Raw genomic sequence first — 13,097 nt, 5'->3', positions numbered from 1 at the left:
GGTCCGCAGTACCTTCAAAATTCTCGAAAACGAGCGCCGATATGCTGCGCAGGCAAATGCGCCTGCCCACCACGAAACAGCTTCTCGCGCAGACTCCCACTCTCGTATTCGGTCTTGTACGAACCGCGTCGCTGCAGTTCCGGAATCACCAGATCGATAAAGTCGACATAGCTTTCCGGCGTAACAGTGCGGGTCAGGTTGAAGCCGTCCAAGCCGGTCTCGGCGATCCAGGACTCCAGTTCGTCGGCGACCTGTTCGGCTGAGCCGACCAGAGTGATGTAGCGGCCGCCCAAGGCGTGCTGGTCGAGCAATTTGCGCCGCGTCCAGTCGTTGTTCTGCAAGCTCTTGGTAGCCGACTGGATGGCATTGCTCTTCACGTACTGGATCGGCTCGTCCAGCCCGTATTCGGCAAAGTCGATGCCGGTGGAGCTGGAGAAATGGGCAACTCCGGCTTCGGCACTGGCGTAACGCAGGTATTCCTCGTATTTCGCGCGGGCCAGTTGCTCGGTTTCAGCGACGATCACGCTCACGCCCATGAACACCTTGATGGCATCGGCATCACGCCCTGCGGCCAGGGCACTGGCGCGGACCTTGTCCACCTGGGCGCGAGTCGAGGCCTTGTTCTGGCCGCTGATGAACACGCATTCGGCATGCTCCCCGGCGAACGCCAGGCCGCGCTCGGAGCTGCCGGCCTGGAACAGCACGGGCGTGCGCTGTGGCGATGGCTCGCAAAGGTGATAGCCCTCGACCTGATAGAACTCGCCCTGGTGCTTCACCTTGTGGACTTTGTCCGGTTGGGCATAGATCCGCTGTTGCGGGTCGTTGAGCACCGCATCGTTTTCCCAGCTGCCTTCCCAGAGTTTGTAGAGCACTTGCAGGTATTCGTCGGCCTGGTCGTAGCGCCGGTCGTGCTCGGGCTGTTCGTGCAGGCCCATGGCCTTGGCCGCGCTGTCCAGGTAGCCGGTGACGATGTTCCAGCCAACCCGGCCACGGCTCAGGTGGTCAAGGGTCGACATGCGGCGGGCGAACAGATAGGGCGGCTCATAGGTCAGGTTGGCGGTCAGGCCGAAGCCCAGGTGCCGGGTGACCGCGGCCATGGCCGAAACCAGCAATAACGGGTCGTTGACCGGTAGCTGGATGGATTCCTTGAGCGGTACGTCGACCGAGTTCTGGTAGACGTCGTAGACCCCGACGATATCGGCAATGAACAAGCCGTCGAACAGGCCCCGCTCCAGCAACCGGGCCAGCTCGGTCCAGTATTCGAGCGTCTTGTACTGGGTCGAGGTGTCCCGTGGATGCGTCCACAGGCCATGGTTGATGTGCCCGATGCAGTTCATGTTGAAGGCATTGAGCAGAATTTTTTTCTTCGCCATCAGATGGTCCCCCGCAGCGGAGGCTTTTCATCATTGAGGTAGTAATTGCCGATGGCGTGGTACTTCCAGCGCACGGGATCGTGCAGGGTGTGGGTACGTGCATTGCGCCAATGCCGGTCAAGGCCGTGCTCGGCCAGGGTGGCCTGGCTGCCGGCCAGCTCGAACAGGGTGCTGCCGGCGGTCAGGGAGATCTCGGTGCTGATGGCGCGTGCCTCAGCCACGGCGATGGACGCGGCCGCCACGGTTTCTGCGGTGGGTTGCGTCTGGGCCCGGTCGAGGTACTCCCCGGCGCGCTCCAGCAGAGCCTCGGCTGCGTGCAGGCGAATGGCAATCTGGCCAAAGCTTTTGAGTGTCAGCGGGTCATCGACTGCTTTATCGAAACCTGAGTCGATCCAGGGGCGAGTGCGGGTACGGACGAAGTGCAAGGCATCTTCATAGGCTGCGCGAGCGATACCTGTGTCGATGGCGGCATGCAGGATCTGCGCGAGCGGGCCGACGGGCGTAGGGCGCTCGAATGCCGTCTGGAACGGCACCACATCGGCCGCCGCGACAGGCACGTTGTCGAATACCACCGAACCGCTGCCTGTCGTGCGCTGGCCAAAGCCGCTCCAGTCGTCGATCACGTTCAGGCCCTGGCTGTCTGCGGCGACGAAAGCCAGTTGTTGTACGCCCTGTTCGTCGATCACCGAGGTGGGGATGCGCTGGGCGTAGAGCGCGCCGGTGGCGTAGAACTTGCGGCCATTGATGCGAAAACCATCGCCTTCTCGGGTCAATGAAGTGCTGCGATCGTGAGCGGTCTTGGTTCCCAGCTCTGCCAGGGCATTGCCGAAACGGCGACCGGCCAGTACTTCGGCGTAAAGACGCCGCTGCTGCTCGGGGCTGCCGTTGACCCGCAGCACTTCGAGGGCATAGAAATGGTTTTGTGGAATCTGCCCCAGGGAGGCATCGGCCTGGGCAATCAGGCTGATGACCCGGGCCAGGGTGACATTGGATACACCGGCGCCACCGAAGGCTTTCGGTACGCTGATACCCCACAGGCCAGAGCGCGAAAACAGCGCAAGTTCGGCATGGGGCAGGCGCCGTTCACGGTCGCGCAGGGCACTGTCCTGGCGCAGGACTTGCGCCAGTTCGCTGGCAATGGTCAGGGCGTGGGCATCACTTTCGATGACCGTCACGGGGTCGTGCGGTTGCGGCAAAAAGCTCATAGGGGGCTCCAGAGGTCTGGTCAAATCCAGGAATGCCGGGCAGGCAACTTACCGTTCAAGTGCCAGGCACCCACGGCGTGGTATTTCCAGCGCACCGGGTCATGCAGGGTATGGACGCGCGCATTGCGCCAATGCCGATCCAGGTTGAATTCGGCGAGGCTGGCGCGGCTGCCGGACAGCTCGAATAGTTTCTCGCTGGCCAGCAACGAGATCTCGGTGGTGAGCACCTTGGCTTCGGCCACGGCGATGGAGGCGCGAGCTGCAGCGCTTTCATCGATGGGGGCGGCACGGACTTCGTCCAGGACCTTCCCGGCCCTGCGCAATAGCGCCTGGGCGGCGTGCAGGTCCAGCTTGAGCCGACCGATGTCGGCGATCACATAGGGGTCATCGCTGGCCCGCTCGACCTTGGCGTCGATCCACGGTCGCGAGCGCTCGCGAACGAAGCGGACGCTGTCGTCGATGGCTGCCTCGGCAATGCCGGCGTCGATGGCCGCCTGGATCAGTTGCGAGACTGCGCCCTGGATGTTCGGCGATTCGGCCAGGCGCCAGTTTTCCACCACCAGGTCGGCATCGACAGGCACGTTGTCCAACAGTACGGTGCCGCTGGCCGTGGTGCGCTGGCCAAAGCCCGACCAGTCGTCAACGATGCGCAGCCCAGGGCTGCCCCGACGCACAAAGGCCATGACTTGCCGACCCTCGTCATTGATGGCCTTGACCGCCACCCAGTGCGCAAACAGGGCGCCGGTGGAGTAAAACTTCTGTCCGTTGATGACAAAGCCATCGGTGCTGCGGGTGATGCGAGCCTTGAGCTCCAGGGTGTTTTTACTACCCCGCTCGGGCCCGGCATTGCCGATGCGCCAGCCATCGAGCACCGAGGCGAACAGCTGTTGCTTCTGCCGCTCGCTCGCGGTGGCTTGTATCACCTGAAGGATGCCGAACTGGTTTTGCGGAATTTGTCCCAATGCAGGATCTGCTGCGGAAATAATCCGGAATACCTCGGCCAGGGTCACGAAGGAAACCTGCGGGCCGCCGTATTGCCTCGGGATGGTGATACTGCCCAGCCCACTACGGGTAAACAGCTCTATTTCAGCCCAGGGCAGTTTGCGTTGTTGATCACGGCGAGCGGCTTGCGGCCGTGCGGCCTCGGCCAGTTCATGAGCTGCCTGCAGGACCTGGGCATCGTTGCGCAGGACCTTGGCAGGCAGCAATAGCGGGGCGTGGTCCAGATCGCTCTGGACGTTGGAATCTGCCAGACTGGACATCAGTGCCGCTCCTTGGCTGCGCTCAATGCCCTGGCGTTACCCACTGGGGTGATTGTGTTCCCGACCATACCTTCCTCACGTCATATGGAGCGCTGCGTAATCGCAGCGATAACAAAAATGCGGTGGTCCGGTGGTCCGGTCTATATACCCTAATCATCCTTAAATTTTAAATATACTAACTTTTAGGAATATGAATAGAAGCGCTCAGGCGTGGCGCCGATCGAGCCCGAAAACCTTGAGCCTGAGCGGTGGCGACCAGCGCGAGCTGTTGCCGACCCGGTCGATGATGCAGTAGCTGATTTCCAGATGGTCGTCCTCTCCGGCTTCCAGAATGCTGGCCGCAGGCACCCTGCCGCGAACCATCTTGCCGACGTTGCCGGCCTTGAGCACGGGAAGGTCCAGGCGCACGTCACCCCAGCGCAACGTGATCTCATCGTCAGGGGCCATGTTCAGGTAGGGCTCGATGGCAAAGGGCACGCCGCTTCTGAGTTGTGGCGCGCTGACCCCTTGTCGGCGCAGCGCCGTAGGCAGAACGACGGGGGCCAGCGCCTGGTTTTCCTCATCATCGGGGTGAATCGGGGGACCGCCCGGGCAGTCCAGTTTGATCAGCACCGGCAGCGCGCAAGAGATGCGCGGACAACGACCCGTTTTCATCAGCCGGTAGTGAATGCGGGCGGTGGTGCTGTCGGGGAAGCTTTCCGGAATGCTGAGAAACACGGGTTTGCCGACCTCTGCTGCAGTCAGTGGGTGTGAAGTGACATAGCAATCGTCCCAGAACAGTTCCAGCAGATCCCCTTCGTCCATGTCCGGGCTGGGGTCGATGCGGATCAGCAGGTTGGCTGCAGCATGCAAGCCGATGCCCTTGTGCGCGTTATGCGCGAGTGAGGGCGGCGGCAGTACGGAATCCTTGTATGCATGGGTCATTTTCTTCTCCCTTGGCTAATCGATGATGTAATCCCTGAAGCCACTCGTTACAGTCATTTGCTGTGACTGTTGGATAACGGCAGGCGGGTGGCAAATATATAGTCTGTTAAGAGGGTTAAGTTGTTGCTGTTCGATTAGATAAGTTTTACGGGAGAGGGTGTCAAGTGGGCAAGGAGCAGGTTGTTGTGATCAGGCTTTGTTCGGAACGGTCCTACGTAGGAACTTCATTTGTATGATCTTGAACTTCCGCGCAAGCTATAAATCGTTAGCGAGGGTGTGAACGCTGAATGCGCTGAAAGCCTTGATTTATTTGGTGGCTGTCGTTCAGCGGAAGTTCAGGAAGCGAGGAAGATTGCTATTGGCTATCCGGGAGGGTGCTTCCACTGAGATAACGTTCGCGCAATTGAAAGTGTCATGTTTAATTTATGGTTGTGGTAATAAGTGCGGCTGTTTTGGTGGTAAGTAAATATCTCGGGCTCATTGGGTTTGTGCGGGCAGGACAATACGCGACCTTCAAGTAGTGAAAGTCGCGATCGAAAAATTGCTTATAAAGTACGACAGCGTCAGTTCCCCGAAGTGAGGAACTTGCTGAGAAACTGGCGGGTGCGCTCTTGCTGGGGATTGGCGAACAGTGCCTTGGCCTCTCCCTGCTCGACGATGACGCCCTTGTCGAAAAAGATCACCCGGTTGGCCACGTCTCGGGCAAAGCCCATTTCGTGGGTCACGATGACCATGGTGCGCTTTTCTTCGGCCAGGGCACGAATGGTCGCCAGCACCTCGCCAACCAGCTCAGGGTCGAGCGCCGAGGTCGGTTCGTCGAAGAGAATCACCTCAGGTTCCATGGCCAGGGCCCTGGCGATCGCCACGCGTTGCTGCTGGCCACCGGAGAGCCTGCGTGGGTAAGCGTTTTCCTTGCCAGCCAGCCCCACCTTGGCCAACAGTTTGCGTCCCAGTTCGACGGCAGCGACGCGCGGGGTCTTCTTCACCACCAGCGGGCCTTCGATCACGTTTTCCAGCGCGGTGCGATGGGGGAACAGATTGAAGTTCTGGAAGACGAAGCCGACCTGCTGGCGCAAGCGGCGAATCAGGCCCTGTTGCTGGTTCAGCGGACGGCTGCCATCGATCTCGATGTCGCCCATGCGGATCCGGCCGCTGGTGGGGACTTCAAGGAAGTTCAGGCAACGCAGGAAGGTGGTCTTGCCTGAGCCGCTGGGGCCGATGATCGCAATCACTTCGCCGGCCTCGACCCGCAGGTCGATGCCGTCGAGGACGGTCTGGCCGTTGAATTGTTTCGTCAGTTTTTCTACCACAATCATGCTGTCAGAACTCCAGGTCGTGCCGGTTGACCCGCGCTTCCAGGCGGTGCTGCAAGTGCGCCAGGACAGTGGCCAGAACCCAGTAGATCAAGGCGGCGGCAAGATACATGGTGAAAATTTCGAAGGTGCGGGCAGTGATCAATTGCGCCTGGCGGAACAGCTCAGGCACCTGGATCGTTGCGGCCAGCGCCGTGTCCTTGACCAGTGATATGAAGCTGTTGCCCAACGGCGGCAACGCAGTGCGCGCCGCCTGGGGCAGGATCGCCCGGCGCAGGGTCTGGGCCCGGGTCATGCCGATACTGGCGGCGGCTTCCCATTGGCCACGATCGATCGAGCTGATCGCCGCACGCAGGATTTCGCAGGCATAGGCTGCCATGTTCAATGAAAAGCCGATCAGGGCCGCCGGCAGCGGGTCGAGTTCCAGACCGAGCTGCGGCAACCCGTAATAGATCACGAACAGCTGGACCAGCAACGGTGTGCCGCGAAAGAACGACACATACACCCGCGCGATCCAGCGCAGCAGCATGAAACGGGACAGGCGCATCAGCGCCAGCCCGAAGCCCATCAACAGACCGAAAAACATGCCCCCCAGACTCAGGATGACCGTGAAGTACGCGCCCTTGAGCAGAAAGGGCGCGGAGTCCAGGGCAAGCTGCAGACTGTCTTCGATCATTTGGTGACGTCAGCGTTGAAGTACTTCTGCGACAGCTTGGCAAGGGTACCGTCGGCACTCAACTTCGCGATGGCCTTGTTGATCGCGTCCAGCAGTTCGGGTTCGCCCTTGCGCATGGCGATACCGGCTTCCTGGCGGGAGAAGGGTTCGCCGGCGACCGCGGTGTCCTTGGCCTTGGAGGTCAGCTCCAGAGCGGCCAGGCGGTCGACCAGAATGGCATCGATACGGCCAACGCGCAGGTCCTGGTACTTGGTCGGGTCATCGTCGTAGGTCTTGATGATCGCTTTTGGCTGGTTGTCCTTGAGCCACTGCTCGTAGTTGGTGCCCAGGCCTACACCAACTTTCTTGCCGGCCAGGTCATCGGCCGTCTTGATGGTCCCTTCGTTCTTTTTCAGAACCAGGGCCTGAATGCCGGATATGGTGTAGGGCGTGGAGAAGTCGTACTTCTTCTTGCGCTCATCGGAGATGGTCACCTGGTTGATCACCACGTCCAGGCGCTTGGATTCCAGTGCGGCCAGGATGCCGTCCCACTTGGTCGGTTGCAGCTTGGCCTTGACCCCCAGCTCCTTGGCCAGTGCTTCAGAGAACTCGACTTCGAAGCCCGCGAGTTTGCCGGCTTCATCGACGTAACTGAACGGCGGGTAGGTCCCTTCCAGGCCGACGTTGATCACGCCTTTTTCCTTGATCTCCTTGAGCTGGTCACCGGCAACGGCCTGACCGAGCAGGCTGGCGCCGAGCACCAGGCCCAGGCTGGCAGAGAGAAGGTGTTTACCGAATGCAGAAATTCTCATGGAAAGCCCCAATGTTGTTGTTAAGGTCAGGCGGCAAGATTATAGGTGACCAGATATAGTGGAAAATAATAAAAAATAATTTTCATATACCTTTTTGTGTCTTTGAATTTACCCGTATCAACTCGCCCAGACATCAGGGTAGGCGAATAATGCAGGAGCCCCACCGGTGTGCAGAAAAATCAGCGGGCCATCGTTGAAGCGCTGACGGCCAATGCCGTCCAGCATGCCGGCCATGGCCTTGCCGGTGTAGACCGGGTCGAGCAGCAGGCCTTCATGGCTGGCCAGCAGTTTGATCGCCGCCAGGGTCCCGGCATTCGGCTCGCCATAGCGTGGGGCGAAGTACTCGTCCCACAGCTCGACCTTGAAACTGTCCGGCATCGGCACGCCAAGCAATTCGGCGGTACGTTCGGCCAGGCCCTGGACTTTCGGACGTTGGTCCTGGTCGGTACGCGATACGGTCACACCGATCACCGGCAGTTGCGGCAATGCTTCGCCTAGCGCCAGGGCCAGGCCGCTATGCGTGCCGGCACTGCCTGAAGCCAGCACCACAGCGGCGAAGTTCAGGCCGGTCTGCTCGATTTGTGCGGCCAGTTCAAAACCTGCGCGCACATAACCCAGGGCTCCCAGGGCATTGGAACCGCCGATGGGCACCAGGTACGGTTTCTTGCCGCCGGCTTGCAGGCGTACGGCCAGGGCGCGCAGTTGCTCGTCGGCATTGTCGAGGTTTTCCACCAGCTCGACCTTGGCGTCGAACAGGTCCAGCAGCAGGCGATTGCCGTTTTGCAGGTAATTGCTCTGGGTGGTGCCGATGGGGTTTTCCAGCAGGGCGACGCAACCCAGGCCGAGTTTGGCGGCCAGGGCAGCCGTCTGCCGTACGTGATTCGACTGAATCGCGCCGGCGGTGATCAGCGTGTCGGCACCCTGGGCCAGGGCATCGGCGCCCAGGTATTCGAGCTTGCGCAGTTTGTTGCCGCCAAGGGCCAGTGGCGTGGTGTCATCGCGCTTGACGTAGATGTCGCGACCAGCCCACTCGGACAGGCGCTCGAGCTTTTCCAGTGCGGTCGGGGCACCAAGCAGATCCAGGCGATTGAAGCGAGCGAGCTGTTGTTTGATCATGGGATTTCAGCTGTGGGGTAAAGCCTCGACTATAGGCAGCCATCGAGCACTGGGCAACTGCCTTCACGAGCCGGCTTATGTCCGGATGAAGCGGTCCCGACAGAATCCGTTATTTTTTGAACATGACGGTTTTGCCGTAGAGTGGGCGCCGAAAGGGCGGCCATTTTTACGGTGCCGTCGACCAACGAGCGTGGCAGGAGTGGGAACCGTGAGCGAGATTGCGCAAGCACAGGCCGAAAGCAGTTCGGGGCATTGGCAGTTGCAGACGATTGTGGGTCAACTGCGTGCTGCCCGTGATCAATGGCGCAGCCAGAACGGGCGCAGCAGCGGTGAACATGGCGGTCGTGAGTTGCCGTCCCGCGAGGCCATGCGCACAATCCTCGAGCAGCTGTGCGGTGCCTTGTTCCCCATGCGGCTGGGGCCGGTGGACCTGCGTGAAGAGAGCGAGGACTTTTACGTCGGGCATACCCTCGATGTCGCCCTCAATTCGCTACTGGCTCAGGCGCGTCTTGAACTGCGGTATGTGGCGCGCCGAGGCAAGGCCGATGACACCGAGATCGATGCCCATGCGGTGCGCCTGGTCCAGGACTTCGCAGCGGCCTTGCCGGGCTTGCGCGGCGTGCTCGATACCGATGTGTTGGCGGCTTACCACGGTGATCCGGCGGCTCGCAGCGTCGATGAAGTGTTGTTGTGCTACCCGGGAATTCTGGCGGTGATCCATCATCGCCTGGCCCATCATCTGTACCGTGCCGGCTTGCCCTTGCTGGCGCGGATCAGTTCGGAGCTCGCCCATTCGGCGACCGGCATCGACATTCACCCCGGCGCACAGATCGGCCCGAGCTTCTTCATCGACCACGGTACCGGCGTTGTGATCGGTGAGACGGCGATCATTGGCGAGCGCGTGCGCATCTATCAGGCCGTGACCCTGGGCGCCAAGCGCTTCCCGGCCGACGAAGACGGGCAGTTGCAGAAAGGCCAACCGCGCCACCCGATCGTCGAGGACGATGTGGTGATCTATGCCGGGGCGACTATCCTTGGGCGCATCACGATCGGCAAGGGGTCGACCATCGGTGGCAATGTCTGGTTGACGCGCAGCGTAGCGCCGGGGAGCAATCTGACCCAGGCTAATCTGCAGCATGATGATGGGTCGCAGAAGTAAGTATTTCAGATGGCGGGCCTCATCGCGGGCAAGCCCGCTCCCACAGGGTTTAGTGACCGGCCAATCATTTGGTGGTCACCTGTTACCTCTGTGGGAGCTGGCTTGCCAGCGATTAGGCCGCAAAGCGGCCTCAAGTCTGCCCCGATTGGTCTTGTCACCCCCATCCATGTTTAACTTGAACGTCCGTTCAAGTTAAATCGGTGGTTCGCTACCGGTGTTCAACAGGAGGATTCCCTTGCTGAACCCGCTCTATTTAAAGCCTTTCCAACCCTCCGAGGTGCTCCGCCCATGAGTACCTCGATCACTTCCAAAAACGGCAACATCCGCATGAACCCGCCGGTGTTCTACTTCGCGGCGAGCTTCATTCTTGTCTTCGGCCTGGTGGTCATCGCCGCGCCGCAACGTGCCGGACAATGGCTGCTGGCGGCGCAAAACTGGGCGGCCAACACCGTTGGCTGGTATTACATGCTGGCGATGACGCTGTATCTGGTCTTCGTGGTGGTCACCGCCTTGTCTGGCTACGGCAAGATCAAGCTCGGTGCCGACCACGACGAGCCCGAATTCAGCTACTTGTCGTGGGCCGGCATGCTGTTCGCCGCCGGCATCAGCATCACCCTGTTCTTCTTCTGTGTATCCGAACCACTGACCCATATGCTGCAGCCGCCGCAAGGCGAGGCCGGCACAGTGGAGGCTGGGCGCCAGGCGATGCAGTTGCTGTTCCTGCACTGGGGCTTGCATGGTTGGGGCGTGTTCGCTTTCGTCGGCATGGCGCTGGCGTATTTCGCCTACCGCCACAACCTGCCGCTGGCCTTGCGCTCGGCCTTGTACCCATTGATTGGCAAGCGCATCAACGGGCCCATCGGTTATGCGGTCGACGGATTCGGCATCATCGCTACGGTCTTCGGTTTGGGGGCCGACATGGGCTTCGGCGTGCTGCACCTCAACTCGGGCCTGGACTATCTGTTCGGCATTGCCCATACCCAATGGGTGCAAGTCATGTTGATCACACTGATGATGGGCGCGGCGATCATCGTTGCCATCGCCGGCGTCGACAAGGGTGTGCGGGTGATGTCCGACATCAACATGCTACTGGCCTGTGGGCTGCTGCTGTTCGTGCTGTTCGCCGGGCCCACCCAGCACCTGCTCAATACCCTGATCCAGAACCTCGGCGACTACCTCGGGGCGTTGCCGAACAAAAGTTTCGACGTCTATGCCTACAAGCAACCGAGCGACTGGCTGGGCAATTGGACGGTGTTCTACTGGGCCTGGTGGATTGCCTGGTCGCCCTTTGTGGGATTGTTCATCGCGCGTATTTCACGCGGCCGGACCATTCGTGAGTTCGTCTTCGGCGTGCTGCTGATTCCGCTGGGCTTCACCCTGGCGTGGATGTCGATCTTCGGCAACAGCGCCATCGACCAAGTGCTCAACCACGGCATGACCGCGCTGGGCCAATCGGCCATCGACAATCCCTCGATGACCCTCTACCTGTTGTTGGAAACCTACCCCTGGAGCAAGGCGGTGATCGCCGTCACGGTGTTCATCAGCTTCGTCTTCTTCGTGACCTCGGCCGACTCCGGCACCGTGGTGCTTTCGACCTTGTCGGCGCGTGGCGGCGGACCGGATGAAGATGGGCCGAACTGGCTGCGTGTGTTCTGGGGCGTGATGACCGGGTTGGTCACCAGCGGGCTTTTGTTCGCAGGCAGCATCGACTCATTGAAGTCGGCAGTGGTACTGACTTCGCTGCCGTTCTCGCTGATTCTGCTGGCGATGATGTGGGGGTTGCACAAGGCGTTCTACCTCGAATCGCAGCGGCAGATTGCCCAGCTTTATTCGCTGGCGCCGGTTGCGGCGTCTGGCCGAGGCATGGGCGGATGGCGGCAACGCCTGAGCCATGCGTTACATTTCCCATCCCGTGACGAGGTCTATCGCTTCATGGAAAGCTCGGTGCGCCCGGCCATCGCCGAGGTGACCGCCGTGTTCGCCGAGAAGGGGCTGAACGTGGCCACCCAGGAAGACCCGAGCCACGACAACGTGAGCCTGGAAATCGGTCATGGCGAGGAGCGCCCGTTTATCTACCAAGTGCAGATGCGCGGCTACTTCACACCGTCCTTCGCGCTTGCGGGCATCGGTGCTCACGAGTTGAAGAACCGTCGTTACTACCGTGCCGAAGTGCACCTGAGCGAGGGGAGTCAGGACTACGATCTGGTCGGCTACAGCAAGGAGCAGATCATCAACGACATCCTCGATCAGTACGAGCGGCATTTGCAGTTCCTGCATCTGGTGCGCTGATCATCGCCGGCCTGCCCCTCGTTTCCACGCTCCTGACCCTCGTTCCCACGCTCCGCGTGGGAATGCCGTGATAGACGCTCCAGCGTCGACGCGGAGCGTCAGGGGATGCATTCCCACGCAGAGCGTGGGAACGAGGTGGTGTCCGGTCAAATTCAGAACGGCCTGTCCCCCAGAATCGTCGCCCGATGCATCACCCGCCGCTGCGGCCGGTAGTCATCCACGGCGTAGTGCTGGGTGACGCGGTTATCCCAGAAGGCCACGTCGTTCTCTTGCCAGCGCCAGCGAATGGTCAACTCCGGGCGGGTTGCATGAGCGAACAGCAACTTGAGGATGGCCTCGCTTTCGATGTCCGTCAGCTCATTGATCCGCGTCGTGAAGCCCTCGTTGACGAACAGTGACTTGCGCCCGCTGACCGGGTGGGTGCGGATGACCGGGTGCGACAGTGGTGGGTTATTGCGGCGGGTCTGCTCCCATCGGGCCAGGTCTTCGGCAGTGCTGCCAAAGCGCTCGAGTGGGAATGACTTGGTGAAGTCGTGGGTCGCGGTCAGGCCGTCGAGCAGTTTTTTCAGCGGTTTTGAAAGCGCCTCATAGGCGGCAATCCCGCTGGCCCACAGGGTATCGCCACCATAGGCCGGAAGCTGCTTGGCGCTGAGCACGGCACCGAGTGCCGGGGTTGGCAGGAAGGTCACGTCGGTGTGCCAGACCGCGTTGTCGCGCACGTCGGTCACGGCGGTGTCGAGGATCAGGACTTGTGGCGTTTCCGGCACGTTCGGGTAGATCGGGTGGATATGCAGATCACCGAAGTGCGCAGCAAAACGTGCCTGTTGCTGAGGATTCAGTGGCTGCTCACGAAAGAACAGTACCTGGTGATCGAGCAACGCCTGTTCGATGGCGTTGCGGTGTTCGGCACTTAATTCGGCGCTCAGGTCGACACCCTGGATCTGGGCGCCAAGGGCCGGGCTGAGGGGGGTAATGGTCAGGCTCATGAT

General features: G+C 60.8%; 11 protein-coding genes. 2 read left to right on the top strand and 9 right to left on the bottom strand.

Annotated features, from left to right (window positions below; translation table 11 throughout):
- Positions 1-14 precede the first annotated feature (14 nt).
- From F2S13_RS01605 to F2S13_RS01570, 8 genes are all read right to left on the bottom strand, one after another.
- The gene (locus F2S13_RS01605) at positions 15-1,373 is read right to left on the bottom strand and encodes an LLM class flavin-dependent oxidoreductase (protein ID WP_166358344.1); all 1,359 of its coding nucleotides are present in this window, start codon (positions 1,371-1,373) and stop codon (positions 15-17) included.
- Positions 1,373-2,578 carry an SfnB family sulfur acquisition oxidoreductase gene (locus F2S13_RS01600; protein ID WP_166358342.1) on the bottom strand — a complete coding sequence of 402 codons (1,206 nt, stop codon included), beginning with the start codon at positions 2,576-2,578 and terminating at the stop codon, positions 1,373-1,375. Before F2S13_RS01600 ends, F2S13_RS01605 begins: the two co-directional genes overlap by 1 nt.
- Positions 2,579-2,598: 20 nt before the next feature.
- The gene (locus tag F2S13_RS01595; RefSeq protein WP_166358340.1) at positions 2,599-3,840 is read right to left on the bottom strand and encodes an SfnB family sulfur acquisition oxidoreductase; all 1,242 of its coding nucleotides are present in this window, start codon (positions 3,838-3,840) and stop codon (positions 2,599-2,601) included.
- Between the two features lie 204 nt (positions 3,841-4,044).
- Positions 4,045-4,764, bottom strand: a complete 720-nt coding sequence (locus F2S13_RS01590; protein ID WP_166358338.1) for a hypothetical protein — start codon at positions 4,762-4,764, stop codon at positions 4,045-4,047.
- A gap of 563 nt (positions 4,765-5,327) precedes the next feature.
- Positions 5,328-6,080 (bottom strand): L-cystine ABC transporter ATP-binding protein TcyN, encoded by a 753-nt coding sequence (gene tcyN, locus F2S13_RS01585; RefSeq protein WP_166358336.1) that lies wholly within the window; start codon positions 6,078-6,080, stop codon positions 5,328-5,330.
- Between the two features lie 4 nt (positions 6,081-6,084).
- Complete coding sequence (tcyL, locus tag F2S13_RS01580) at positions 6,085-6,753, bottom strand: cystine ABC transporter permease (RefSeq protein WP_166358334.1); 669 nt, start codon at positions 6,751-6,753, stop codon at positions 6,085-6,087.
- The gene (gene tcyJ, locus F2S13_RS01575; RefSeq protein WP_166358332.1) at positions 6,750-7,544 is read right to left on the bottom strand and encodes a cystine ABC transporter substrate-binding protein; all 795 of its coding nucleotides are present in this window, start codon (positions 7,542-7,544) and stop codon (positions 6,750-6,752) included. The genes tcyL and tcyJ overlap by 4 nt, the downstream gene beginning before the upstream one ends.
- A gap of 117 nt (positions 7,545-7,661) precedes the next feature.
- The gene (locus F2S13_RS01570; protein ID WP_166358330.1) at positions 7,662-8,660 is read right to left on the bottom strand and encodes a D-cysteine desulfhydrase; all 999 of its coding nucleotides are present in this window, start codon (positions 8,658-8,660) and stop codon (positions 7,662-7,664) included.
- Positions 8,661-8,877: 217 nt separating this feature from the next.
- Here F2S13_RS01570 and epsC point away from each other — a divergent pair, with 217 nt between their 5' ends.
- Positions 8,878-9,819: a serine O-acetyltransferase EpsC gene (gene epsC / locus F2S13_RS01565; protein WP_166358476.1), complete on the top strand. Its 942-nt coding sequence runs from the start codon at positions 8,878-8,880 to the stop codon at positions 9,817-9,819.
- A gap of 288 nt (positions 9,820-10,107) precedes the next feature.
- Entirely contained in the window at positions 10,108-12,108 is a 2,001-nt protein-coding gene (gene betT / locus F2S13_RS01560; protein ID WP_166358328.1) for a choline transporter BetT, read from the top strand.
- Positions 12,109-12,260: 152 nt separating this feature from the next.
- Here betT and tauD read toward each other — a convergent pair whose 3' ends face one another.
- Positions 12,261-13,094 (bottom strand): taurine dioxygenase, encoded by an 834-nt coding sequence (gene tauD, locus F2S13_RS01555; RefSeq protein ID WP_166358326.1) that lies wholly within the window; start codon positions 13,092-13,094, stop codon positions 12,261-12,263.
- Positions 13,095-13,097 lie beyond the last annotated feature (3 nt).

The organism is Pseudomonas akapageensis (assembly GCF_011355085.1).
Lineage (GTDB): Bacteria > Pseudomonadota > Gammaproteobacteria > Pseudomonadales > Pseudomonadaceae > Aquipseudomonas > Aquipseudomonas akapageensis.
This window is presented reverse-complemented; position numbering and strand designations above follow the sequence as displayed.